The 26033-nt window shown below is 62.1% G+C and carries 21 protein-coding genes; 17 read left to right on the forward strand and 4 right to left on the reverse strand.

Annotated elements, in window-relative coordinates:
- Positions 1-63 precede the first annotated feature (63 nt).
- Both JHD64_RS07795 and JHD64_RS07800 read right to left on the reverse strand, forming a co-directional pair.
- Positions 64-1251, reverse strand: a complete 1188-nt coding sequence (locus tag JHD64_RS07795) for an FAD-dependent monooxygenase (RefSeq protein WP_199052861.1) — start codon at positions 1249-1251, stop codon at positions 64-66.
- 107 nt (positions 1252-1358) lie between these two features.
- Positions 1359-2297: a LysR family transcriptional regulator gene (locus tag JHD64_RS07800; protein WP_110313653.1), complete on the reverse strand. Its 939-nt coding sequence runs from the start codon at positions 2295-2297 to the stop codon at positions 1359-1361.
- 243 nt (positions 2298-2540) lie between these two features.
- Between JHD64_RS07800 and JHD64_RS07805 the strand changes: the two genes are divergently transcribed.
- The 8 genes from JHD64_RS07805 (at position 2541) to JHD64_RS07840 (ending at position 13072) form a co-directional block, all read left to right on the forward strand.
- On the forward strand, positions 2541-3167 hold the full coding sequence (locus JHD64_RS07805; protein WP_199052862.1) for a short chain dehydrogenase: 627 nt from the start codon (positions 2541-2543) through the stop codon (positions 3165-3167).
- A 71-nt stretch (positions 3168-3238) separates the two neighbouring features.
- Positions 3239-4111: a DMT family transporter gene (locus tag JHD64_RS07810; protein ID WP_059286742.1), complete on the forward strand. Its 873-nt coding sequence runs from the start codon at positions 3239-3241 to the stop codon at positions 4109-4111.
- A 246-nt stretch (positions 4112-4357) separates the two neighbouring features.
- On the forward strand, positions 4358-5392 hold the full coding sequence (locus JHD64_RS07815; protein ID WP_199052863.1) for a carbonic anhydrase: 1035 nt from the start codon (positions 4358-4360) through the stop codon (positions 5390-5392).
- A 415-nt stretch (positions 5393-5807) separates the two neighbouring features.
- Positions 5808-8483 (forward strand): bifunctional acetaldehyde-CoA/alcohol dehydrogenase, encoded by a 2676-nt coding sequence (adhE, locus tag JHD64_RS07820; RefSeq protein WP_233170396.1) that lies wholly within the window; start codon positions 5808-5810, stop codon positions 8481-8483.
- 139 nt (positions 8484-8622) lie between these two features.
- Positions 8623-9426 carry an AraC family transcriptional regulator gene (locus tag JHD64_RS07825; RefSeq protein WP_199052864.1) on the forward strand — a complete coding sequence of 268 codons (804 nt, stop codon included), beginning with the start codon at positions 8623-8625 and terminating at the stop codon, positions 9424-9426.
- 196 nt (positions 9427-9622) lie between these two features.
- Positions 9623-10537 (forward strand): DMT family transporter, encoded by a 915-nt coding sequence (locus JHD64_RS07830; RefSeq protein ID WP_199052865.1) that lies wholly within the window; start codon positions 9623-9625, stop codon positions 10535-10537.
- Positions 10538-10615: 78 nt separating this feature from the next.
- Entirely contained in the window at positions 10616-10945 is a 330-nt protein-coding gene (locus tag JHD64_RS07835; RefSeq protein WP_059286073.1) for a DHCW motif cupin fold protein, read from the forward strand.
- A gap of 513 nt (positions 10946-11458) precedes the next feature.
- Complete coding sequence (locus tag JHD64_RS07840; protein ID WP_255524336.1) at positions 11459-13072, forward strand: methyl-accepting chemotaxis protein; 1614 nt, start codon at positions 11459-11461, stop codon at positions 13070-13072.
- 28 nt (positions 13073-13100) lie between these two features.
- Here the strand turns inward: JHD64_RS07840 and JHD64_RS07845 are convergent, their stop codons facing one another.
- Positions 13101-13814 carry an ATP-dependent Clp protease proteolytic subunit gene (locus tag JHD64_RS07845; RefSeq protein ID WP_199052867.1) on the reverse strand — a complete coding sequence of 238 codons (714 nt, stop codon included), beginning with the start codon at positions 13812-13814 and terminating at the stop codon, positions 13101-13103.
- Positions 13815-13995: 181 nt separating this feature from the next.
- Complete coding sequence (gene mfd / locus JHD64_RS07850; protein WP_199052868.1) at positions 13996-17397, reverse strand: transcription-repair coupling factor; 3402 nt, start codon at positions 17395-17397, stop codon at positions 13996-13998.
- A 190-nt stretch (positions 17398-17587) separates the two neighbouring features.
- Here mfd and JHD64_RS07855 point away from each other — a divergent pair, with 190 nt between their 5' ends.
- The 9 genes from JHD64_RS07855 (at position 17588) to rplI (ending at position 26007) form a co-directional block, all read left to right on the forward strand.
- Complete coding sequence (locus JHD64_RS07855; RefSeq protein ID WP_370540940.1) at positions 17588-20869, forward strand: EAL domain-containing protein; 3282 nt, start codon at positions 17588-17590, stop codon at positions 20867-20869.
- Positions 20870-20953: 84 nt separating this feature from the next.
- Positions 20954-21709 (forward strand): 23S rRNA (guanosine(2251)-2'-O)-methyltransferase RlmB, encoded by a 756-nt coding sequence (gene rlmB / locus JHD64_RS07860; protein ID WP_059286070.1) that lies wholly within the window; start codon positions 20954-20956, stop codon positions 21707-21709.
- Between the two features lie 402 nt (positions 21710-22111).
- Positions 22112-23608, forward strand: a complete 1497-nt coding sequence (locus tag JHD64_RS07865; protein WP_199052869.1) for a multicopper oxidase family protein — start codon at positions 22112-22114, stop codon at positions 23606-23608.
- 74 nt (positions 23609-23682) lie between these two features.
- Positions 23683-24009: a metal-sensitive transcriptional regulator gene (locus JHD64_RS07870; RefSeq protein ID WP_370540941.1), complete on the forward strand. Its 327-nt coding sequence runs from the start codon at positions 23683-23685 to the stop codon at positions 24007-24009.
- Positions 24010-24169: 160 nt separating this feature from the next.
- Positions 24170-24445 (forward strand): hypothetical protein, encoded by a 276-nt coding sequence (locus JHD64_RS07875; protein ID WP_110313648.1) that lies wholly within the window; start codon positions 24170-24172, stop codon positions 24443-24445.
- Positions 24446-24610: 165 nt separating this feature from the next.
- The gene (rpsF, locus tag JHD64_RS07880) at positions 24611-24988 is read left to right on the forward strand and encodes a 30S ribosomal protein S6 (RefSeq protein WP_103524040.1); all 378 of its coding nucleotides are present in this window, start codon (positions 24611-24613) and stop codon (positions 24986-24988) included.
- 18 nt (positions 24989-25006) lie between these two features.
- The gene (gene priB / locus JHD64_RS07885) at positions 25007-25306 is read left to right on the forward strand and encodes a primosomal replication protein N (RefSeq protein WP_059287688.1); all 300 of its coding nucleotides are present in this window, start codon (positions 25007-25009) and stop codon (positions 25304-25306) included.
- 5 nt (positions 25307-25311) lie between these two features.
- On the forward strand, positions 25312-25539 hold the full coding sequence (gene rpsR, locus JHD64_RS07890; protein ID WP_028535202.1) for a 30S ribosomal protein S18: 228 nt from the start codon (positions 25312-25314) through the stop codon (positions 25537-25539).
- An 18-nt stretch (positions 25540-25557) separates the two neighbouring features.
- Positions 25558-26007: a 50S ribosomal protein L9 gene (gene rplI / locus JHD64_RS07895; RefSeq protein WP_110313649.1), complete on the forward strand. Its 450-nt coding sequence runs from the start codon at positions 25558-25560 to the stop codon at positions 26005-26007.
- Positions 26008-26033: the final 26 nt, after the last annotated feature.

Consider the following 26033-nt stretch of genomic DNA (forward strand, 5'->3'; position numbering starts at 1 on the left):
GGCGGTGAGAGCATGAAAAAACCGGACTTTTGTCCGGTTTTTGTTTTGCTGGCAGCGGGGCTGTCAGGCTCCGCGCGGCAGCCCCAGCGCGTAGCGGATGACTTCGCGCTTGAGCGGGCCAGCCTTGTCGGCCAGCTGCAGGCCCAGCTTGCGCGCGGCCTTGAGCGGGCCGATTTCATTGGCAAAACCGTAGCAGAAGGCGTCCATGCCGGTCTGCATCGCCAGGTTGGCCGGCTTGCGGCGGCGTTCGTAGCGTTTGAGTACGCGGGCGTCGGCAAAGTCGTGGCCTGCGCTGACGGCATCGCCGATGACCTCGGCCAGTACCGCCACATCCTGAAAGCCCAGATTCACGCCCTGCCCGGCCAGCGGGTGGATGGTATGCGCGGCATCGCCGGCCAGTACCACGCCGTCCTTGGCATAGCTGGCGGCATGGCGACGGGTGAGGGCAAAAGAGCCGCGTGCCAGCAATTGGCGGATGCCACCCAGTTTCTGCGGAAAGCTGGCGCAGAAAGCCGACACCAGTGCTTCATCACTCAGTGCCAGCAGGCGTTTGACCTCGGTCGGGGTGTGATACCACACCAGTGAGGCGTGGCTGCCGGTGAGCGGCAGAAAGGCTTGCGGGCCGCTGGCGGTGAAACGCTGCCAGGTGATGTCCTGCTGCCCATGGTTCATTTCGCAGCTGGCCACCAGCGCATGCATGGGGTAGTCCCAGCTGGTGATGCCGATTCCGGCGGCATCGCGCACTTGTGAGCGGGCACCGTCGGCGGCCACCAGCAGGCGGGCCACCAGCACGCTGCCGTCGTCCAGGGTGACGCGCGAGGCCTTGGGCTCGTAAACAATGCTGCTGATGTGCGCCGGGCAGATATAACGGATGTCGTCTTTCTCTTGCAGGCAGGCGGTGGTGGCCAGTTGCACGATGCGGTTTTCCACGATGTGGCCCAGTGTGTCCACCCCCGCTTCGGCGGCATCGAACAGCGTGCCCTTGCTTTCCTGGTCTTCCCACACCTGCATGCGGCGGTAGGGGGCGGCGCGCATGGCGAGGATGCCTTGCCAGGCGCCCAGCCCGTCCAGCAGGCTGGCCGAAGCCGGGCTGATGGCCGACACCCGCAGGTCGGGTGGCTGGGCGCTATCAAAGGGTTGCGGCGCAGCCTGTTCCAGTACGGTAATGCGCAAGCCCTTGCCACTGAGTGCGCAGGCCAGGGCGCTGCCCACCATGCCACCGCCCACGATCAAAATATCCACGTATTCCATTGCCAGCCTCATTGGGCGCACTGCGCCTGATTCTCGTTGCACTGATGACGCGCGATTGTGGCAAAGCCGTTCGCCGGCCGCTTTGGTCTGGATCAAGGCTGTGCCAGTCAGGGTTTTTCGCCGGAATACAGTGGCCGTTCTTCCAGTACGGCGCGCAGGCGCGGGGTGACGTGCTGGATGAAGGCTTCGTATTTTTTCGGCAAGGGCTGGCGATAGGGAAACACCAGGTACACCGGCCAGCTGCCGCCTTGCCAGCCCGGCAGCACGCGGACCAGATGGCCGCTTTCCAGATAATGGCTGGCCACATAGTGCGGCAGCAGGGCCACGCCGTGGCCGGCAATCAGGCCGGAGATGAGCGAGGCATACTGGTCGCAGACCAGCATGGGACGGGTGGTGATGGATTTGAGTTCGCCGTCTTTTTCCAGCCGCCATTCGCGGCCGTAAACATGGTGGCTGTTGAGCAGGATGCGGTGGCGGCACAGGTCGTCCGGGCTGTTTAGCGGCGGGGCCTTGGCCAGATAGTCGGGCGAGGCATAGGGCGCCTCCCAGACAAAGCCCAGCGGCTTGGCCACCAGCCGGTCGTCGTGCACATTGCGCGAGCGGATACAGAAGTCGACGCCGTCGTTGATCGGGTCTTGCAGGCGGTTTTCCGCGCGCAGTTCCAGTTCCAGGTCGGGATGGCAGGCCGCCAGCTCGGACAGCATGGGGGCCAGCAGATACTGGGCAAAGGAGGCGGTGGCGCTGATACGCAGCGGCCCTTCGATCAAGCCCTGGGCCTGTTCGATGTCCGGTCCCACCTGCTCCAGCATTTCGCGCAGCTGGCGGGCGTGCTCGGCCAGGCGGCGGCCGGTTTCGGTCAGCGCCACCCGCCGGGTATTGCGTAGCACCAGCACCGTACCCAAGCCTTGTTCCAGCTCTTTCACCAGCTGGCTGATACGGCTTTTGGCGCAGCCGATGTCATCGGCGGCGGCGGTAAAACTGCCTTTGCGCGCCAGGGCGTCAAAGGCCAGCAGGGCATCGGGCGAGGGAGTCTGGCTTGTTTTCATGGCAGAACAGTGTGTGGCAAGGGCGGCAGGTTTGACGGCGTTTTTCACGATATTAGCATAGGAGTGGCCCTGTTTTTTGAACAGTACCAAGAATTTTCCCAAGGCCATGCCAGCAAGCGCCCAGGGCTGTCATTGGCATTATTGTTCTTTTTATTGAACATTGAAGATTTTCTATTGGGCTTATCCGCGATATTTGTCCTGCGTATGATTGATTGGCATGTTTTTTTGAACGATAGGCAAATCATGAAAGGCAGGACAATGAAAGTACTGGTGATTGGTGGGCGCGGTGTCATCGGCAGCGCGGTGGTGGAGCTGCTGTCCGCGCAGCATCAGGTGCTGGTGGGCGGGCGCAGCAGTGGTGATGTACAGGTGGACATGACCGACCCGGCCAGCATCGAGGCGATGTATCAGGCGCATCCTGATCTGGATGCGGTGGTGGTGACGGCCGGCCATGTGCCGTTCAAGCCGCTGTCGCAATTGACTGAGGCCGACTGGCAGGACGGGCTGAATCACAAACTGCTGGGACAGGTGCGGCTGGTGCAGAGCGGTGCCCGTCATCTTAAAGCCGGTGCGGTGTTCGTGCTGACTTCCGGCCTGCTGGAGCGTGAACATATCAGCGGCGGTAGTTGCGCCAGCCTGGTCAACGCCGGCCTGGCGGCCTTTGTGCGCTCGGCGGCGCAGGAGCTGTGGGGCCGGGCGCGGGTGAATCTGGTCAGCCCCGGCCCGGTGGCGGGGGATGAGCGCGGTGCCGCGGCCTTTGCCGGTTTCATGTCGATCAGCAGCGAACAGATTGCCCGGAGTTATCTGCGTGCCCTGAGCCAGCCCTTGAGCGGCAAGGTGCTGGAAGTCTTTGCCGAAGTCACGCGCTAGGACGGGATATGGGAGAATGACCGCCGCTGGCGATGGTCGCCGGCGGCTTTTTCTTTTGCGATGGATTACCCATGTTGCCTGCCTTTGCGCTGAGTACTGCCATGTTGTTGTGGGCCAGCGCCTTTATCGCGCTCAAGATCGTGTTTGCCGTATTCGACCCGCTGGCGGTGTTGTTTGCCCGCATGGTCATTGCCAGCTGCTGCCTGCTGCCCATGTTGTGGCAACGTGGCGAGCGCTGGCGTTACCAGCGCGGCGACTGGCGCTGGATGCTGGCCATGGGCCTGGCCGAGCCCTGTCTGTATTTTCTGTTCGAGGCGCAGGCACTGGTGAATACCTCGGCCTCGCAGGCCTCGGTGATTACCGCCACCCTGCCGCTGCTGACCGGGGTGGGGGCGATGCTGTTCCTGCGTGAAAAGATGACGCCACGTAACTGGCTGGGGCTGGCGGTATCGTTTGTCGGCGTGTTGTGGCTGACGCTGGATGGCCAGGCTTCGGCGCAGGCGCCGCATCCGGCGCTGGGCAATCTGCTGGAGTTCTGCGCCATGCTGTGTGCCACCTGCTATGTGCTGATTGCCAAGCGCTTGTCGCGCCGCTATTCGGCCCTGGCCATTACCGGCATGCAGACCGTGCTGGGCAGCATCTGGTTTGGCGTGGCCTTGCTGACGCCTTGGGCACAGTGGCCGGCGCACTTTCCGCTCTTGCCCAGCCTGCTGGTGCTGTACCTGGGAGCTTGCGTCACCCTGGGGGCTTACGGCCTGTATACCTGGGCGGTCAGCAAGATGCCGGTGGCGCATGCCTCGGCCTTTATCAACCTGATTCCCTTGTTTACCGTGCTGCTGGCCTGGCTGTTGCTGGGCGAAACGCTGCTGGGCAGCCAGTGGCTGGCCTGCCTGCTGGTGTTGGGCGGGGTGGTGCTGGGGCAGCAGCGTGCTGGCAGCCATTGATACGGCAGCGGCACTGGCGCTGCCGGGCCGCCGCTCTGCGGGTGATCCGGCATGTTTTTGCAGCAAGGGCCAGGCGGATGCCATGTCGTGGCTTCAGTTTTGGCCAGGCTGGCCGATAGTGAAGGCAGCGTCCGCGTAGTGCCACTTGGCATGAGCAGGCGTCACTGAGGTGGCAGACCTTAGCCAGGGATAACAACAGAATGGATGGCGGTGATGAATAGACAAGGGCGAAATGCCGGCAGCAGGATGGTGGTTCTCTGGCTTGGGCTGGGGATGCTGGGGCAGCTGGCAGTGGCGGAAGACAAGGTGGGGGCTCCCATCGTATTGCCGGGCAAGCAGAGCCCGACAGCGAGCGCGGCCAAGCCGGCGGCTGCCGAGGCGGCATCGGCACCCTTAGTCAGCCGCAAGACCATTATCCTGCCTACCAAACTGGCCGCTTCCATGGCTGCGGCACGCGCCAAGCCCAAGGAGCCGGAGACCATGGCACCCGAGGTGAAACAGGCACCGGCACCCGAGATCAAGGCGCTGCACGAACCCAGCCCGGAAGTCCATGCCCCGGGCAGCAAGCCGCATGCCAAGGCGGTGGCGCATAAAAAGCCGGCCCGACACCGCAGCAGCCGGCCGCCACGCAGCAGTTCGCCCTATGCCTCGCAGTTGCAGCAGATCCGCGAACAGGTGGCGCACATCATGGCGGCCAGCAGCCGCCATTTCAATGGACAGGATCGTGCTTATTTCCGCGCGCTCAGCGACCAGCAAGCTGCCCGTGCCACGGTGGTCAGCTGCTCCGATTCCAGCGTGCCGACCGATATTCCGGCCAAGGGCGTGGTGGATGGCTTGTATCTGGTGCGCGCTGTCGGCAACCAGTTGCAGCCCATGGTGGGCACCATCGAATACGGTATCCGCCAGTTGCATACACCGGTGCTGATTTTTGCCAGCCATGCCGCCTGCGCATCGATCAAGGCGGTGGCGGGCGAGGAGGAGCCATCCAGCGCGGATATGGCGACCGTGGTCGATCACATGGGCTTGCCGCAGGGCATAGACAGTACCAATGGTGCGCTGCTCAACATCAATAATCAGGTGGAAGGTGCCATTCTGACCTTCTCCGGAGAAGTGGAAGCCGGCCGGCTGGCGATTCTGGGCGGCTATTTCGACTGGCGCAATGATCTGAAACGGGGCAGTGGCAAGCTGATCATCACCAATCTGAATGGCGAGACCGACCCTGCCAGAATCCGCCAGCTGATGAAGCAGGGCCAGTATTTCAGCTACAGCTTCATGCACTGACACCCAGCCATCCCTCCCTCACGACCGACCGCCACCGCGCCATTGCGCCGTGGCGGTTTTTCTTGTCTGGCGGTTTTGTAAGCCGCCTGCTACAGCACCGTCGTAGGTTTGTTTGTGCGGAGCGAGGAGCTTATTCAAAAAAAGCTGAAATTGCCGGGGTAGTTTGGTTTGGCGCAAAACTCCGGAGCGATAAGGGGAGTAATCTGGCTGCAATTAAGACGGTCCATTGAAAACAAAGGCTGTCAGGCGATTTATTGCTACAGATTAATGAGTCTTTTTGTAGTGGGTTAATTACAAAAATGGCTTGGTGATTCCGGCAATCCAGCAGCAGCGTGATCGATTGATGTTGAATGGATAATCACGCGGGATTAAACCGGAGCTGAAAGATTTCTTTCTTTATTATTGGAGTAGCATCATGTCTGTTTCCACTCTCGAACAACTGGATGCGCTGGTAGCGCGTGTCAAACAGGCCCAGGCGGTTTTTGCCGAATTCTCCCAGCAGCAGGTCGATGCCATCTTCCGCAGTGCCGCACTGGCGGCCGCCGATGCCCGCATTCCGCTGGCGCGCATGGCGGTGGAAGAAACCGGCATGGGGGTGATGGAAGACAAGGTGATCAAGAATCACTTTGCCTCCGAGTACATCTACAACAAGTACAAGGATGAAAAAACCTGCGGCGTGCTGTCGGAAGACGACAGCTTCGGCACTATCACCATTGCCGAACCCATTGGCATCCTGTGCGGCATCGTGCCCACCACCAACCCTACCTCCACCGCCATATTCAAGGCGCTGATCGCACTGAAAACCCGCAATGCCATCATCTTCTCGCCGCATCCGCGGGCGCGTCGCTCCACCTGCGAAGCGGCACGGCTGGTGCTGGAAGCCGCGGTGGCTGCCGGCGCCCCGCAGGACATCATCGGCTGGATCGACGAGCCTAGCGTGGAGTTGTCCAACGCGCTGATGCAGCACCCGGACATCAACCTGATCCTGGCCACCGGCGGCCCCGGCATGGTGCGTGCGGCTTACTCATCCGGCAAGCCGGCCATTGGCGTGGGCGCGGGCAATACCCCGGCGGTGATCGACGAAACCGCCGACATCAAGCGCGCCGTGGCCTCCATCCTGATGTCCAAGACCTTTGACAACGGCGTGGTGTGCGCCTCGGAGCAGTCGGTCATCGTGGTGGACAGCATTTACGAGGCCGTGCGCGAACGCTTTGCCCGCCATGGCGGTTACATTCTCAGCGCGCAGGAAACCGCCGCCGTGGCCGGGGTCATCCTCAACCGTGGCAATCTGAATGCTGCCATCGTCGGCCAGAGCGCGGTCAAGATTGCCGCCATGGCCGGCATTGCCGTACCGGCCGACACCAAGGTGCTGATTGGCGAAGTGAGCGATCTGAGCAATGACGAAGCCTTCGCCCACGAAAAGCTGTCACCCACGCTGGCCATGTATCGCGCGCGTGATTTTGCCGACGCTTGCGACAAGGCCGCAGCGCTGGTGGCACTGGGCGGCATCGGCCACACCTCGGCGCTGTATACCGATCAGGACTTGCAGGGCGAGCGCATCCGCACTTTTGGCGACAAGATGAAAACCGCGCGCATCCTGATCAACACCCCGTCCTCGCATGGTGGCATTGGCGACTTGTATAACTTCAGCCTGGCGCCGTCGCTGACGCTGGGTTGTGGCTCCTGGGGCGGTAATTCCATCTCGGAAAACGTCGGCCCCAAACACCTGATCAACAAGAAAACCGTGGCCAAGAGGGCGGAAAACATGCTGTGGCACAAACTGCCCAAGTCCATTTATTTCCGTCGCGGTTGCCTGCCGGTGGCGCTGGAAGACCTGGCCGGCAAGAAGCGCTGCCTGATCGTCACCGGGCAATACCTGTTCGAACACGGCTTTGTCGACGAGCCCATCCGCCTGTTGAAAAAGATGGGGCTGGAAGTGGAAGTGTTTTTTGAGGTGCCGGCCGACCCGACACTGGCCATCGTGCGCAAGGGGGCTGATCTGGCCCATGCCTTCCAGCCGGACGTGATCATGGCGCTGGGTGGTGGCTCGCCGATGGATGCCGCCAAGATCATCTGGGTGATGTACGAACACCCGGAAGTGCATTTCGCCGATCTGGCGCTGCGCTTCATGGACATCCGCAAACGCATTTACCAGTTCCCCAAGCTGGGTGGCAAAGCCATGCTGGTGGCGGTGCCCACCACCTCCGGCACCGGTTCGGAAGTCACCCCGTTTGCCGTGGTGACGGATGAAGTGACCGGGGTGAAATATCCGATTGCCGATTACGAACTGACCCCGCACATGGCCATTGTCGATGCCAATCTGGTGATGGACATGCCCAAATCGCTCACCGCCTTTGGCGGCATCGACGCGGTGACGCATGCGCTGGAAGCCTATGTGTCGGTGATGGCCAATGAATACTCCGACCCGCAAGCCCTGCAGGCGCTGAAGCTGCTGAAGGACTACCTGCCATCGGCCTATCTGAACGGCGCACGCGACCCGAAAGCGCGCGAGCAAGTGCATAACGCCGCCACCATTGCCGGCATCGCCTTTGCCAATGCCTTCCTCGGCGTGTGCCACTCCATGGCGCACAAGCTGGGTGCGGAATTCGGCCTGGCGCACGGCCTGGCCAATGCCTTGCTGATCAGCAATGTCATCCGCTATAACGCCGCTGACATCCCGACCAAGCAAACCGCCTTCAGCCAGTACGACCGGCCCAAGAGCGTGGCGCGCTATGCCGAAATCGCCCGCCACCTGGGGCTGGAGGCCGAACGCGATCACCAGCGCGTGGAAAAACTGGTGCAGTGGGTGGACGAGCTCAAACAGACACTCAATATCCCCATGTCGATCCAGGCCGCGGGTGTGAGCGAGGCCGATTTCCTGGCCAAGGTGGACAAGCTGGCCGAGGCGGCTTTCGATGACCAGTGCACCGGCGCCAACCCGCGCTATCCGCTGATCAGCGAACTCAAGCAACTGCTGCTGGACAGCTACTACGGCCACGCCTGGTGCGAAGCCCATCTGCGCGAGGCCGCCACCGTGGATGCAGCAGCTGTGGTGAGCAGCAAGTCCAAGGGCAAGCTCAAGGCGGTATAAGGCTTTAGTGCATCGCCCGACAGGCCCGGAGCACGCTCCGGGTTTTTTTGCGTCGGGCACCGCGGCGGGGGGCTGGTCGCCGTGGCGGCTGGCGCAGTAGCATGCAGGCTGCCGAGCCGCATCAGGAGGAGGGCGGAGGATGGCCGAGCGTATCGATTATGGCCGCAGCATCATGCAGGGCATTCACGCCATGCAGGCCGACAGCAGCCGGACCTTTGCCCGCCACAGCCACGAGGAATTCGGTATCGGGCTGATCGTGCGCGGAGCCCAGCGTTCTTTCAGCGGCCGTGGCACGGTGGAGGCCGGGCCGGGCGACCTCATCATGGTCAATCCCGGTGAAGTGCACGATGGCCAGCCCTTGCAGGATGGCGGGCGCGCCTGGCGCATGCTGTATATCCAGCCAGCACTGTGGCAACAACTGGCAGAGGAGCTGGCCGAACACGCGGGCAGCCCGCAGCCGCTGCTGTTGCCGCAGCTGAGTGATGCCGGCCTGCGACAGCAGTTTGTCCAGGTGTTTGCCCTGTTGTGCGGGCAGGCGGCTGCCAGCTTGCCGGCCGAGCAGGCCATGTTGCAGCTGCTGTCACGCTTGTTGCCGGCGCATGGCTATCGCCCGCCGTCGTCGGGTTGTTCCGCCGCCATCGCTCGCGTACGGGCGCTGCTGGATGATGCACCCACGCAGTCACACAGCCTGTCCACGCTGGCGGAGCTGGCCGGCATCAGTCGTTTTCGCCTGCTGCGCAGCTTTAGTCAGCAACTGGGTTGCAGTCCGCATGACTACCTGCAACAGCGGCGACTGAGCCTGGCGCGCGGGCTGATCGCACAGGGCAGGGCGCTGGCCGAGGTGGCGGCGGCCGTGGGCTTTGCCGACCAGAGCCATATGAACCGCGTGTTCCTGCAGCGGCTGGGCATTACTCCCGGCCGCTATGCCCGCGCCCTGCGCTAGCGCGGCTGAGCCCTCCTGTCGCGGCCTGGCGCCTCCTGGCCCCTGTTGTCTGCGGCGACGCGCCTGGCATCGGGGGCCGCTGCCATTGCTCAGCCGCTCTTGGGTGCCGTGCAGCCTCTGCTGCAATAACATCCAAGCCGGAGCAGGCCGGCATCGGTTTAGCTAACGGTTTCCTCCCCTGTGACTGGAGCCGCCGATGTCTTCCCGCTGGATTGCCTATCTTTACCTGCTGCTGGCCATGCTGGGCGCTGGCAGTACAGTGGTGGTCAGCAAGCTGGTGTCCGCCAGCCTGCCGCCTTTTACTGCCACCGCCATCCGTTTCGGCATGGCCTTGCCGCTGTTTGTGCTGCTGCTGCGCTGGCGGCGTGCTGACTGGCCCAGGCTCTGCCGGCATGACTGGCTCATCCTCATCCTGCAGGCGGGGGCGGGGAGCGTCGGCTATACCGTGTTGCTGCTGGCCGGCGTGCGCTTGAGCACGGCCGCCAGTGCCGGTGTGATGATGGGCACGCTGCCGGCGGTGTCCAGTCTGCTGGCCTTGCTGTTGTTCGGTGAGGGCTGGCGCTGGCGGCAAGGGCTGGCCCTGCTGCTGTGCAGTGCCGGGGCGATGACGGTGTCGCTGCCGGCGGGGGCGACCTGGTCGTTCCGCAGCGCCGGCGAGCTGGCCGGCAACGGGCTGATCCTGCTGGCGGTAGCCTGCGAAGCGCTGTTCATCCTGCTTAACCGCCGTTTGCGGCAGCCATTGCCGCCGCTGGTCTTGTCCTGCTATCTGTGCGCGCTGGCCTTGTTGCTGGCCTTGTCGGCTGCCGCGCTGGAGTGGCAGGGTAGCTGGCAGGTGTCTGCGGCTGCGCTGCTGGGCCTGGCCTATTACGCGCTGGTGCCAACCGTGCTGGGTTTTGTGCTGTGGTATGCCGGCGCGGCGCGGGTGGCGGCCAGTGAGGCGGCAGTGTTTACTGCGGTCATGCCGGTGTCGGCGCTATTGTTTGCCGCGGTGCTGCTGCACGAGGAAATCCGCCTGTCTCAGCTGGCCGGCATGGTCTGCGTGCTGGCGGCCCTGTCATTGCAGCTCTGGCCGGCGCGGCGTCGTTCCGCAGCCGCAGGACAATCCGGGTGAGCTGCGTGCCGCGCAGGCTTGCCTGAAGGTCAAATCTTCTGTCATAAATGATCACCACTTCTGGCAATGGAGCAGATCATGCAGCTAAGCGACTTTCCCTTTGGCGTCACCGACTGGTCGACCATCACCGCGACCGAGCATCCCGGCGAAAGCGGGATGGCACAATGGCGGACCTGCCAGTTCGGCAACATCCGCGTGCGTATGGTGGAGTACAGCCCCGGTTATCTGGCCGATCACTGGTGTCGCAAGGGCCATATCCTGCTGTGTCTGGAGGGCGAACTGCTGACCGAGCTGGCCGATGGCCGCCGCTTCATGCTGACGCCCGGCCTGAGTTATCAGGTCAGTGACGAGGCCGAGCCACACCGCTCCTCGACCAAGACCGGGGCGCGGCTGTTTATTGTTGATTGAACCCCGTCCCAGCCGGCCTCATGGCCTGGCTGCGGTCCGGGCTGACCGGCCTTGGTGGCTCCGGGCCGGTTTTCTCCTCTCTGCCATCCTGCTTGTTTTTTGTCTGCAGCTATCCCGTCCCTGTTCGCTCACTGGCTTTTACCATCTTGCCGGCTGCATTTTATTGTCATTGTCATTAAAATGGCGGTGATTATTTGCTGTGGCCTTTGTTTCATATCGAATGAATAAACCGGATTTTCCATGGCACTGATATTGCAGTGCTGGCCGTGCCGGTCGGAGAAGGCCAATAAGCGGAATGGGGCGGCTAGGGCTGTCACCAACAGTTTTTAATACAAGTTTGATTTGACGGCAGGTCGAATCAACACAAGCCTGTAGTATTACTCTTACATAATGCTTGGTGATCGCGCTGGGGCCGCAGACAGGGGGCGCGATAAACACAATAAGATCAATGAACAAGCAGTTCGTGGTGACCTAACAAATACAGAGAGAGCGCAAGCAATGCTTATCAGCAATATGAGTATCCGCAGCAAGTTCTTTGCCGGATTTGGTTTGATTCTGGCCCTGATGTTGATAATCGGTATCAATGCCGGGCTTGGTGTGTCTGAGTTGGCCGACCAGGCTAATCTGATTGAAAATGATATCTATCCCAAGGCACAGCTGGCAGATAATCTGGTCAAGCGGGCTATTCTTGTTGAAGATCTTTGTTATCAGGCGGCACTGGAAACCAATCCTGGCCAACTTGATAAGCTGGTTGACAGTATCAGGCTCAATGCCAAGGCAAACAGTGATGATATGGAAAAATTATCGCTGCTGGTTAAATCGGCCGAAGGCAAACGTTTGTTTGATAATATCCAGAACGCCCGCGCTGCCATTCGCAGCAAATACGACACCCTATTCGCCCTGTTGAAACAGAAGGACAGTAGCAAATCACTGGATTTTGTCAGAACGGAATTCAGTCCTTCCCTGAAAGGCTTTCAGGACGCAGTCAATCAACTGTCGCAGCATCAGGACAAGAAAATGAATGCGGCAGTCGGCAATATCCGTGCGCAAGCCCACGACACCGGCACCATCGTGCTGATCGTGGCCAGTGTGGCCATGCTGCTGGGCATCGGGCTGGCCATCATCATGTCGGGTAATTTTGCCCGGCGCATCGGCATGGCCCAGCAGCTGGCCGAACATGTGGCGGCCGGGAATCTGCAGCCGGACGATACGGCAGCCGGCCCGCAGGATGAACTGGGCAAGCTGATGCACTCGCTGTTGCAAATGCGCCAGGAGCTGGCCGGCATCATCCGCCAGGTGGTGCAGGGGGCGCAGGAGGTGGCGCAGACCGCGCAGCAGGTGTCCACCGCCAGCAGCCAGGTTTCCTCCAGCGTGCATACCCAGTCGGCATCCACTTCATCGGCCGCCGCAGCGGTGGAGCAGCTGACGGTGAGCATCGAGCATGTTTCCAGCAATGCGCGCAGCGCCGCAGGCAAGGCCAGTGATGCCGGTGCCGCTTCCGATACCGGCGGCACCCATGTCGCAGCCGCTACCGAAGACATCCAGACCGCTGCCGGCGATATCCGCGAGGCGGCCAGTGACATCATCAATCTGTCCGAGCAGGTGAAGGGCATCGGCAATATCGCCACCGTGATCAAGGATGTGGCGGATCAGACCAATCTGCTGGCACTGAATGCGGCCATCGAGGCCGCGCGTGCCGGCGAGCAGGGACGTGGTTTTGCCGTGGTGGCCGACGAGGTGCGCAAGCTGGCGGAGCGTACTTCGCGCTCGGTGCAGGAGATTGCCAGCATTACCAGCAGCATAGACCACGAGACGGCCATGGCGGCCGAACGCATGCAGCAAGCCAGTCAGGATGTGGCCAAGGTGGCGGATACCGCCAGCCTGGCCCGGCAGTCCATGCATGCCATCTGCGACCGTTCGGCCGAGGTGACCGTGGCGATGAATGAAATATCCGATGCCCTGGGCGAGCAGCGCACGGCGGCCAGCAGCCTGTCGCGCAGCGTGGAGGCCATCGCCCAGATGTCGGAAGAGAATGCCGCCGCCATCGGCTCGGTGGCCAGCGCGGCCAGCCGCATGGCGGCAACCTCGCAGACCCTGCAACAAAGCGTGGCCAAGTTCCGGCTGTAAGCCGGCATGGGCTGGGCCACCGGTTTGCTCAGGCCGGTTTGTTCTTGCGGCTGGCGCGCACCGGCTTGCTGGTGGCGGCGCTGTCATCCGCGCTGAGCGCCACCGGCTTGACCTTGGCGCTAGCGGTTTTGGGTTTGACCGCCGGTTCGCCCTTTTGCAGATGCAGCAGGCGGCGGCGGATGTCGTCGGTATCCAGCCAGATATCCTCGCCCTTGCTGATGCGTTCCAGCTCCTGATCGCTCAGGAAGGGACGGCAGACATTGCGCATCACCTTGTCGAACCACTTGCGGCTGGCCATCACCTGTGCCGCCTGCTCATTGCCCTTGCCGACGGAGGCCGACGAGTAGTTGTGAAACATCAGCTGACAGGTGTCATGCACGATCAGCTCGTCGCCAGCCAGGAAGATCAGCGCACCCATGGAAAAGGCACGCGCTTCCAGAATGGTGATGACATGGGCTTCGCTGGCGGCGATGTTGTTGATGATCTGCAGGCCGGTATCGAAATTGCCACCCGGCGTGTTCAGGTGCAGGAAGATCAGGTCGGTGGCACTGGCGGTGCGCAGGGTGTACAGCAGGTCGGTGTACTGGATGGGCTCGACGATTTCACCGGACAGATAGTAGGAAATCTGCCGGATCACACCTTGGGATTCGTAGCGGCGGAAGGCGGGCAGCTTGACTGCCTCATCGTCGTCATCGTCATCGCTGCGGCCTTGCAGCGGGGCGGGGTAGCGGGAGTGTGTCATCGCATTTTCCTGTTGTTGTAAGGATGAGGAAGACTGCGTCTTGCCCTTTTAGTGTAGTCCCGCTGATGATTTGTCAGCCAGTGTGTTTCCATGCTGTTTTGCGCCACATCCAGCACGACGGGCAGAAAAAACGCCTGCGGCAAGGTGCGGCAGGCGTTGGTGGCAAGGCAGGCGGGCAAGCTCAGCCCAGCTCCTTCAGCAGCTCCTTTACCCGCACCAGCCGCAGGCCCACGTCTTCTATTTTCGTTTCCACCCGCAGCTTGTCCTGCCCGGCCAGTTTGTAGTTCTTCTTGCTCTGGATCAGCTGGATGATCTTCATCGGGTCGATCGGCGGGTTCTTGATGAACTGCAGCTGGATGGCCACTTCGCTGGCATCCAGCTTGGCCACGCCCAGCGGCTTGGCCAGCAGGCGCAGGCGGTGGCTTTCGATCAGCGTTTTCACCGTTTGCGGCGGCAGGCCGAAGCGGTCGATCAGCTCCTCGTGGATGTCGTCGATGTCCTGCTCGGTCTCGCAAGTGGCCAGACGCTTGTACAGCACCAGCCGTTCATGCACATCCGGGCAGTAGGCGTCCGGCAGCAGCGCCGGGCTGTGCATATTGATTTCGGTGGTGACGCCCAGCGGCGCGTCCAGGTCGGGCTCGCGGCCTTTTTTCAGGTCGCGCACCGCTTGCTTGAGCATCTCGGTAAACAGCGAAAAACCCACTTCCTGCATCTCGCCCGACTGGCCTTCACCCAGCACTTCGCCGGCGCCGCGGCTTTCCATATCGTGCATGGCCAGATAGAAGCCGGCGCCCAGCTCGCCGGATAGCTGGATGGCTTCCAGCCGCTTGCCGGCGTCCTTGCTCATGCCGTCCGGGGTGAGCAGATAGGCATAGGCCTGGTGATGGCTGCGGCCCACCCGGCCACGCAGCTGGTGCAGCTGGGCCAGGCCGAACTTGTCGGCGCGGTTGATCAGGATGGTGTTGGCATTGGGAATATCGATGCCGGTTTCGATGATGGTGGAGCACAGCAGCACATTGAAGCGCTGTTGCAGGAAATCGCGCATCACCTGTTCCAGCTCGCGCTCGCGCAACTGGCCGTGGGCCACGCCGATGCGCGCTTCCGGCACCAGTTCGGCCAGTTTTTCCCGCATGTTTTCGATAGTGTCCACTTCGTTGTGCAGGAAGAACACCTGGCCGCCGCGCTTGAGTTCGCGCAGTACGGCCTCGCGGATCACCCCATTGCTGGCCGGGCTGATAAAGGTTTTCACCGCCAGCCGGCGGTTGGGTGCGGTGGCGATGACCGAGAAGTCACGCAGCCCTTCCAGCGCCATCGACAGCGTGCGCGGAATCGGTGTGGCGGTGAGGGTGAGCACGTCGACATTGGCGCGCAGGCGTTTGAGCTGTTCTTTCTGGCGCACGCCAAAGCGGTGTTCTTCGTCGATGATCACTAGCCCCAGGTTCTTGAACTGTACGTCCGGCTGCACCAGCTTGTGGGTGCCGATGACGATGTCCACCGTGCCCTCGGCCAGCCCGGCCAGCGCGGCCTTGCTTTCCTTGGCGCTGCGGAAGCGCGACAGCTCGGCAATCTTCACCGGCCAGTCGTTGAAACGGTCGGAGAAATTCTGGTAATGCTGCTCGGCCAGCAGGGTGGTGGGCACCAGCAGCGCCACCTGCTTGCCGCCCATTACCGCGACAAAAGCGGCGCGCAGCGCCACTTCGGTTTTGCCAAAGCCCACGTCGCCACACACCAGGCGGTCCATCGGCTTGCCGCTGCACATATCGTGAATCACCGCTTCGATGGCATTGGCCTGATCGATGGTTTCCTCGAAGCCGAAGCCGGCGGCAAAGGCATCGTAATCGTGGTGGGACAGGCTAAAGCTGTGGCCCTCGCGTGCGGCGCGCTGGGCATAGAGGTTAAGCAGCTCGGCGGCGGTGTCGCGGGCTTTTTCCGCGGCGCGTTTCTTGGCTTTTTCCCAGGCCGGGTTGCCCAGCTTGTGCAGCGGGGCCTGCTCGGACGGGCCACCGGCATAGCGCGAAATCAGGTGCAGCTGGCTCACCGGCACATAGAGCGTGGCATTGTCGGCGTATTCCAGCTGCATCAGCTCAGTTTCGCCTTCGCCCAGGTCCATCGACACCAGGCCGATATAGCGGCCGATGCCGTGCTGCTCGTGCACCACCGGGTCGCCGGATTTCACCTCGGCCAGATCGCGCAGCATGGAGTCCGAGCTCATCTTCACATGGCGGCGGCGGGTGTGGCTGCGTGCGATGTGCTGGTACAGCTCGCTCTCGGTAATGATGGACAGCGGCGGCTGTTGCTGGGCAAAGCCGGAATACAGCGGGGCCACCACCAGCGCCAGCGGCATGTTGCCGCTGGCAAAGTCCTGCCAGTGGTCGATCAGTTGCGGCTTGATGCCATGCTCGTGCAGGAACTGCACCATGGTTTCGCGCCGGCCCAGGCTTTCTGCCGTCAGCAGCACGCGCTGGCCGCTGTGTTGCAGATAATGCGCCAGCTTGTGCAGCGGGTTGTCGGCACGGCGCTCGACGGCCAGGTCGGGCAGCATCAGGCTGGCAGAGTCTGCGTCGCCGCTGGCGGGGATTTCAATGCGCGAATAGGGCTTGATGCGGCCGAGGAATTCGTCCTGGCGCAAAAACACATCGGCCGGCGGCAGTACCGGACGTTCCGGGTCGCCCTGTGCCATGTGGTAGCGGTTCTGCACGTCTTTCCAGAAGGTGTCGGCAGCCCCGGCCACGTCGCGGTGCAACACCACCAATGCCGATTCGCCCACGTAGTCGAACAGGGTGGCGGTTTGGTCGAAGAACAGCGGCAGGTAGTACTCGATGCCGGCCGGGAACAGATTGGCCGATACCTCTTTATAAATGCGGCTCTTGGACGGGTCGCCCTCCATGCGCTCGCGGTAGTGCTGGCGGAAGGCGGTGACGCCGCTTTCATCGGCCGGGTATTCCCGTGCCGGCAGCATGCGGATTTCCGGCACCGGGTACAGCGTGCGCTGGCTGTCCGGGTCGAAGGTGCGCAGGCTGTCGATTTCCTTGTCGAACAGGTCGATGCGGTAGGGCAGGGGGCTGCCCATGGGGAACAGGTCCACCAGGCCGCCACGAATGGAAAACTCGCCCGGCGCCATCACCTGGGTGACGTGGTTGTAGCCTGCCGTCACCATGTCGGCGCGCAGTTGCTCCACATCCAGTGCCTGCTTGCTCTGCAGCAGAAAGGTGCGACCCAGCAGGTAGCTGACCGGCGCCAGCCGCGTCATGGCGGTGCTGACCGGAGCAATCACCACCTGGCATTCGCCGCGGTGGATCTGCCACAGCGTGGCCAGCCGCTCGCTCACCAGCTCGCCGTGTGGCGAAAAATGGTCGTAGGGCAGGGTTTCCCAGTCGGGCAGCAGCGCGGCCTTGATGTCGGGCGCAAACCACGGCAGTTCGGCCTTCAGTCGCTGGGCGGCCTGGGCATCGGCAGTGAGAATGAGCAGGGTGTGGCCAGCCTGGGCCAGACCAGCCAGTACGGCCGCGTCCAGACCATCCGGCAGGGCGGGACAGCGGGTCTTTTGACCGGCCGGGGCAATGCGGGGCAGAGTGTCCAACATTCTTCTTCACATTCGTGGATCTGCGGGTATTATACCAGCGGGCATTTCATACCAAAGGTGTGTTTGCCATCCATTTACAAGAGGCCACAAGGCCCGCGACCCGCCAGGCATCTGAACCACACTTCGAATAATGACTGCCCCCGAACCAAGAGCGGGCAGGGTCAATGCATGGCTGCAAAGGACTGGGAGAGTGAATACAAAGGGGATGTTTGCAAGCTGGGCGGCCTTTGCGCTGTTCGCTGCCAGCTTGTTGTTATGGCCCAGGCACGAGCTGGGTGAAATACCTCTATATGGTTTCCTGCCGCATGGCCTGTTTGCCGGCTGGCTGCTATGGCGTGGCGCTGGCGTGGCCTGGCGCTGGCCGGTGGCGGCATGGCTGATCAGCATGCAGTGGCTGGCCTGGCCATGGGCGCTGGCCCTGTCGGCGTCGCTGCTGCTGATGCTGCCGGGCGCACGCCTGCTGCAAGGCACTGCCGGTGAAGAGGATGGCTCGGCCATTGCCCAGTTGCTGTGGCGGCTGCTGGAAGTGTCCGCCTATCTGCTGGCACCGCCGATTGCCTTGCTCGGCGTCTTTTCACTGTGGCATGGCGCCTTGCCGCAGGTATTGCAATGGACGGCGCTGGCTGCCGGCTGTGCCATGCTGGCCATGACCTGCTGGCTGCCGTTGTTGCGCATGTCCGGCTGGCCCGAGCAGCGCCGCCTGCTGGAATTGCTGGTGATTCTGCTGGTGATGCTGGTGGTGTGGGCCTCCATGGTCAGCAATGCGCAAAGCCTGCCTTTTCCCCGTCCGGTCCTGTTCTTCCCGCTGCTGATCTGGGCTGCCTTCCGTGGCCGTCTGCTGGGGGCCTGCCTGTCCGGTTCGCTGCTCTGCCTGCTGCTGTCGCTGCCGTGTTATCTGCCCGGCCTGTATCTGCATGCCGGCGTGACCGAGCTGATGAACGACACCGTGCTCTGCCTCACCTTCATTGTGGCGGCCTTGCTGGTGGCCACGCTCAGTGATGTGCAGCGGCGCAAGGAGGACGAGCTCAACGAATTCCGTTCGCGGGTGGAGTCGCTGGTTAACAACAGCCCCAACATGATGTCGCTCAAGGGGCTGGATGGCCGCTTCCTGCTGGCCAATCGTGCTTACAGCCGCATGCTGGGCGTCAGCGAGCACGCCATGGTGGGGCACTCGCTGGACGACTATTTCACTGCAGACGACGCCAGCCGCATCAGGCAGCAGGATGCGGTGGTGCTCAGCTGTCTGGAGCCGCGTCAGTTCGAGGAAAGCTTTAGCGTGGGCGGCAACAGCTTCACCATGCTGGTCAGCAAGTTTCCGTTGTTTGACAGCCAGGGTCGGCCGGCCGGGGTGGGCAGCGTGGACACCGACATCACCCGCAGCCGCGAAGAGCTGCAGGCCAAGAAAGAGGCGGAAGACAAGTACTGGGCACTGGTGGAACAGACCCTGGTGGGCATTTACATCCTGCAGGACGAGAAGCTGGTGTATGTGAACCCCAAGCTGGCCGACATTGTCGGCTACCCGCCGCAGGAAATGCAGAACATGGCGCTGGAGAAGCTGTTGCCACCCAGCGAGGCCAGCCGCATCCGGCTGCAGATCAAGCGCCGCCTGCGCGAGAATATCCAGATCATGCATTACACCACCCGCGCCATCAGCCGCGACGGCCATCTGGTTGATCTGGAAGTGCACAGCCGGCTGGTGGAGTACGAGGGCAAACCGGCGCTGATCGGCGTGGTGGTGGACATTTCCGACCGCATCGCGGCGGATACCAATCTCAAGCTGGCGGCCAAGGTATTCGAGAATTCGGCCGAAGGCATCCTGATTCTGGATGCCGATGCCCGCATCATCGCCGTCAACCATGCCTTTACCCGCATTACCGGCTACCAGGAAGGCGAGGCGCTGGGCAAGCTGTCGCGCATTTTTGCCGATAGCGACGATGCGGCCAGCCAGCACATGCAGCAGGCGCTGGCCCTGCACGGCCAGTGGCAGGGTGAAATGCGCGACCGGCGCAAGAATGGCGACTGGTATCCGGCCGAGCTGTCGATTTCGCTGGTGCGCGATGATGCTGGCTTTCACAGCAATTATGTGGCGGTGTTTTCCGACATCACCGTGCGCAAGCAGGCCGAGGAGCGGCTGCAGTTTCTGGCCAATCACGACCCGCTCACCCGGCTGCCCAACCGCAGCAGCCTGATCAGCCGGCTGGAGCAGGCCATTGTCGAGATGAGCGGCGAACCCGGCCCGCTGGCGGTGATGTTTATCGACCTGGACCGTTTCAAGCTGATCAATGACTCCTTCGGTCACCAGTCCGGTGATGAATTGCTGCGCGAAATCGCCATCCGCCTGTCCAATTCGGTGGGCGAGCGCGGCCTGCTGGCCCGGCAAGGTGGCGACGAATTCACCCTGCTGCTGACCGAGTTTGCCGATCAGGCCGAGTTGGCGGCGCTGGCCGAGGACATCCTGGCGGTGCTGGGCCGTGGCCTGCGGCTGGAAGAACACGAAGTGTTTGTCACCGGCAGCATCGGCATCAGCGTCTTCCCCAATGACGGCACCGATGCGCGCAGCCTGCTGAAAAATGCCGATGTCGCCATGTACCGGGCCAAGGATGCCGGCAAGAACACCTATCAGTTTTTCGATGCCGAGATGAACACCCAGACCTTCGAGCGCCTGCTGCTGGAAAACGGCATGCGCCAGGCGCTGGAGCGCGGCGAATTCGAGCTGCATTACCAGCCACAGCTCAATGCCGCCAGCCGCGACATGTCCGGGGTGGAGGTGCTGATTCGCTGGCGTCACCCGCAGCTGGGCCTGATTCCGCCGCTGCGTTTCATTCCGCTGGCCGAGGAAACCGGACTGATCAAGCCGATTGGCGACTGGGTATTGCAGGAAGCCTGCCGCCAGCTGAAAGCCTGGGATCAGGCCGGCCTGTATGTACCACGGGTGGCGGTCAATCTGTCGGCGCGCCAGTTCGAGCAGAGCACGCTGGTGGACAATGTGGCGCGTGCCCTGCACAGCACCGGCCTGGAAGCTGGCCGGCTGGAACTGGAAATCACCGAAAGCATGATCATGCAAAACCCGGTGGAAACCGTGCAGCAGCTGGGCGAACTCAAGGCACTGGGCGTCTGGCTGTCCATCGATGACTTCGGCACTGGCTATTCCTCGCTGTCGCACCTCAAGCGCTTCCCGCTGGATACGCTGAAAATCGACCGCTCCTTTGTCGATGGCCTGCCCGGCGATGAAGACAGTGTGGCCATTGCCGAGGCCATTCTGGCCATGGCCAAGAAGCTCAAGTTCAGCGTGGTGGCCGAAGGGGTGGAAAATGCCGCCCAGGCCGACTTCCTGGAAATGAAAGGCTGCACGCTGTTGCAGGGCTATCACTTTGGCAAGCCGGTGCCGGCGGCGGAATTTCCGCAATTGGCCGAGCAGCTGGCCAAGTCGGCGCGTCTGGCCATACTGGCCGACTGGCAGGGTGGTCTGTAGCGGGGCCGCGCGCAGTTTGGCAGCAGCCGGCGCGGCTTTGCGGCTACAATAGCGCCCATTCCCCGTTTACAAGGCTTCAAGCGCATGAGCAACAAGCGACTCATTCACGGCTTTCATGCCATCAACGCCCGCTTGTGGCAGAACCCGAAGAGCCTGCTCGAAATCTGGCTGGCCGGCGGCCGCCACGATGAACGGGCCAAGGCCGTGCTGGACAAGGCCGCTGAAGAAAGCATCAAGCTGCACATTGTCGACAAGGCGCGGCTGGACAGCATGAGCGGCAACGCCCGCCATCAAGGCGTGGTGGCGATGATCGATGCCAGCCGTAATCACGTAGACCTGGACGACGTGCTGGAAAACCTGGCCGAACCGCCGCTGCTGCTGATTCTGGACGGTGTCACCGACCCGCATAATCTGGGCGCCTGCCTGCGCGTGGCCGACGCCATGGGCGCGCATGCGGTGATTGCCCCCAAGGACCGCTCGGCCGGGCTGAATGCCACCGTATCCAAAGTGGCCTGCGGTGCCGCCGAAGTCATTCCCTACATCACCGTCACCAATCTGGCGCGCACCCTGCGTGATCTGAAAGACGCCGGAGTGTGGATTGCCGGCACCACCATGGAAGCCGATACCGATCTGTTCCATGTCGATGCTGCCGGCCCGCTGGCCTGGGTGATGGGCTCGGAAGGCGAGGGCATGCGCCGCCTGACGCGCGAACACTGCGACGTGCTGGTGTCCATTCCCATGTTCGGCACGGTGGAAAGCCTCAATGTGTCGGTGTCCTCCGGCATGGTGCTGGCGGAAAGCCGCCGCCAGCGCGTGCTGGCCGCCGAAAAGGCCGGCTGAACCCACTACACGCTCTCTGAAAACCCCATGCCACGGCATGGGGCAGGCTGCTGACAAAATGATTCGCTACGGTTGCAGCGGACCCGGCAAAGCCGGGCCTTTCAATTAACTGATTGATTCGACAGCCTTCCCGTCCATTCCCGATCCGCCCGCCCTTACCCGCTAAGAGAGCCTCGCCTTCCTTGCAGGAAGCGAGAGGGCGTTTGTCAATAAAACCCCATGCCACGGCATGGGGTTTTTTGATGCAGGACAGTTTTTTGCCATTGCGCAGCTCAGTGGCGGAACCTTGCTGGCTATACTCTGTTCTAGTGGTTTTATACCCTTGGGGGGTATGAGTGATTTGCGATGATCCTGCCGGGGCAGGCATCACAGCACAAGCACCCCCACCGACGGAGTCGACGCATGGACCGAAGACACTTTCTGCAATGGAGTGGCGCGCTGGCGCTGCTGCCGGTGCTGGCAGGCAATAGCCGGGCTGATGGCATGGCCGGCATGCCGGGCATGGATCACGCGGCCATGGACCACGGCGCAAGCGCCAGCATGCCTGCCGCCGATAGCCTGGGCCTGCCACGCGGCTTGCCATTGCCCGCGCTGTCCCGGCTGCAAAATCACGGCAGGGCCGGCCAGTTTGTCGGCCGCTTGCAAGCCGCTCCGGTCAGCCTGCCGCTGCTGCCGGGCAAGCCGGCCACCACGTTCTGGGCCTATAACGGCCAGATTCCCGGCCCGGCCATCGTGGCCTGGGAGGGGGACGAAGTGAACATTGCTTTTGCCAATACGCTGCAGCAGCCCAGCACCATCCACTGGCATGGCATGCCGGTGCCGGCCGAGCAGGACGGCAATCCGCATGCTCCGGTCCTGCCCGGCCAGCAGCGTACTTATCGTTTCGAGCTAGCTGCGGGCAGCGCCGCCAGCTACTGGTATCACCCGCATCCGCATGGCCATACCGCACAGCAGGCCTATATGGGGCTGGCCGGGGTGTTCGTGGTGAAAAGTCATGATGACCCGCTGGCCCATCTGCCAGAGCAGTGGCTGGTGTTGTCCGACCTCAAGCTGGATGCCCATGGCCAGATTGCCGATAACAGTGCAGCCGACCGGCATGATGGCCGCGAAGGCCAGTTCGTGCTGGTCAATGGCGGCTGGCAGCCGGTGATCGCCCTGGCGGAAGGCGAGCGGCAACGCTGGCGCATCTGGAATGCCAGCAGCGCGCGCATCCTCAAGCTGGCCTTGCCAGCGCACGAGGTTGATCTGGTGGGGACGGATGGCGGGCTGATCGCGACGCCACGGCGCATCGACAGCCTGCTGCTGTCACCGGGTGAGCGGGCAGAAATCGTCATCACCGGCCGCTTCACCCCCGGTCAGCCATCCGCCTTGCTGGCCTTGCCATACCACCGTGGCAAGGCCATGAGTCCGGAGCAGGACGACAGCCTCACGCTGGCCACCATCCGACAGGCGGGCAACAAGGCCACCGCCACGCTGCCGGACAAACTGCGCGATATCACCGCGCTGGGCGCACCTGCGCTCAAGCGGGTGGTCAACTTCAGCGAAAACATGGCCGATCCAGCCGCCATGTTCCTGATCAATGGCAAGAAATTCGACATGAACCGGGTGGATTTCAGCGGCAAGGTCGGCCAGATCGAGGAATGGGACATCGTCAGCCAGGCGCATATGGACCATCCCTTCCACCTCCACGGCACCCAGTTCCAGGTGCAGGCCCGCACCGAGGACGGGGTGTGGCAAACCGAGCCCTTCCTCGCCTGGCGCGATGTGGTGAACATCCCGGCCGGCGAAACCGTGCGCCTGCGCTTTGTGCAGGGCATGCCCGGCCTGCGCATGTTTCACTGCCACATTCTGGAACATGAAGATGCCGGCATGATGGCCATGCTGGACGTGGGCAGTTGAACCGGGCGGGCGGCGGCGGGGGGCGGGCGATGCTACACTGACACTCCTGTTGTCCAACCGCTGCCGGAGTTCGCATGAGCCTTGCCCCCAAAAACGATGCCTGCTGTCACACGCCGCCCGACATGGCCGGCAAGAGCGTGGTGCAGCCGAACAAGGCGGCCCTGCTCAAGCGGCTGGCACGCATCGAAGGCCAGGTACGCGGCATCAGCGGCATGGTGGAAGCCGACCGCTACTGCGTGGATGTGCTGACCCAGGTGGCGGCGGTCAAGTCGGCGCTGGATGCGGTCTCCATGCAGTTGCTGGAAAACCACATGAAAGGCTGTGTCAGCAAGGCCTTGCAGGAGGGCGACGCCACCGGCATGGTGACCGAGCTGATCGAGGTGGTGAAGAAAGTCCGTTAGCCATTGACCGTGCTTGGGTGCGGTCAAGCAGGCCGCACCCGTGCCGGCAGCACAAACCGCAGGGCGTTGGCTGCGGCTGAGCATGTCCGGCGCGCGCAGGCGCAAGACTTGCTTTAATCTTTGCAGCATTCTGTTGCCCCCTTTTCAGGAAACCACCGAGATGAAAACCGCATTGCCCGTGCTGGCCGGCCTGCTGCTGTCGTCATGGTCGCTGGCCGACCCCCTGCCTTTTGAACAGTTCATGCATCTGCACCGCGACATGAGCGAAGCCGAGCTGCTGCAAGTGGCCGGCAAGCCGGATTATGTGCGCGCCGACCCCGCCGGCAATGGCGACCGCCAGCTGTTCTGGCTGGGCGATACCGATCTGCCCTATACCACGCTGGTGATTCTGCACAACGGTCTGGTCAGCGATATCCGGCGCGACAAACGGCTGTAAGCCGCCAGCCGCTTTGCGGCTTTTACCACGCCGGCTTCATCCTGCGCGGCGGCGGCGGCCGATTTTGTTTGCCGCAGCCGGATTAAGTGCGTAGAATGCTGCGGTTTCACTACCTTGCTTTTTGCAACCGCATGGCAAAAAGCTAAATAGCCATAAGGAGTTAACATGCGTCATTACGAAATCGTGTTCATCGTCCATCCGGACCAGAGCGAACAGGTTCCGGCCATGATCGAGCGCTACAAGGGCATGGTTCTGGCCGCTGAAGGCAAGATTCACCGTCTGGAAGACTGGGGCCGTCGTCAACTGGCTTACCCGATCCAGAAGCTGCACAAAGCCCACTACGTTCTGATGAACGTTGAGTGCCAGTCCGAAACCCTGGCCGAGATCGAGCACGCCTTCAAGTTCAACGACGCTGTTCTGCGTCACCTCACCATCAAGCTGGATCGCGCCGTTACCGAAGCGTCCCCGATGATGAAGGACGAAAAGGCCAAGAACCTGCTGGATTCCCAGCAGCCGGCAGCCGAGGCCGAAGCTGCTGCCTAATTGGCAGGAGACAAGGACTTGCAGAACCGTCTGGTATTGACCGCGACGGTCGAACGCGAAGAAGCCCTGCGTTACACCCCTGCCGGTATTCCGGTAGTGGAAATGTGGATCAGGCACCAGTCTAGACAGACTGCCGGCGGGTTCGAACGCGATGTGGCCTGTGAAATCCAGGCCGTGCTGATTGGAGAAGACGCCCGGAAACATGCCGGGAAACTGGCCGGAAACGCGGTGACATTCACCGGATTCCTGTCCCAGCGCAGTCTGAAAAATCCGCGGTTGGTACTCAATATCGAATATGTTGAATTTGTAAAAGGTTAGTCAAAATGGCTCGTCAACTCTTCAAGCGCAAGAAGTTCTGCCGCTTCACGGCAGAAGGCATCAAGGATATCGACTACAAATCCGTTGATCTGCTGAAAGACTTCATCGCCGAAAACGGCAAAATCATCCCGGCTCGCATTACCGGTACCAAGGCTCGCTACCAGCGTCAGCTGACCACTGCTATCAAGCGTGCTCGCTTCCTGGCATTCCTGCCTTACACCGACCAACACTAAGCCGGGAAAGGACTTAAGATGCAAATCATTCTGCTCGAAAAAGTTGCCAACCTGGGTCAACTGGGTGACGTGGTAAAGGTCAAGAACGGTTACGCCCGTAACTTCCTGATCCCGCAAGGCAAAGCCAAGCGCGCCACCGAAAACAACCTGAAAGAGTTCGAAGCACGTCGCGCCGAACTGGAAGCCAAGCAAGCCGAGATCCTGGCTGATGCCAAGGCCCGTGCTGAAAAGCTGGTTGACGCCGTGATCACCATCGCGCAAAAAGCCGGTGTGGATGGCCGTCTGTTCGGTTCCGTGACCAATGTGGACGTGGCTGAAGCCGTGACCGCATTCGGCGTGGAAATCAAGCGTTTCGAAGTTCGCCTGCCGAACGGCCCGTTCAAGGCCATCGGTGAGTACGACATCGAAATCGCCCTGCACCACGACGTGGTTGCTCCGATCAAGATCGTTGTGGTCGGTCAAGCCTGATTCCCTTACCCGGAATTGTGCTGCAA

Origin of the sequence: Aquitalea sp. ASV15 (genome assembly GCF_016429115.1) — a bacterium.
In the GTDB taxonomy this organism is placed as follows: domain Bacteria; phylum Pseudomonadota; class Gammaproteobacteria; order Burkholderiales; family Chromobacteriaceae; genus Aquitalea; species Aquitalea magnusonii.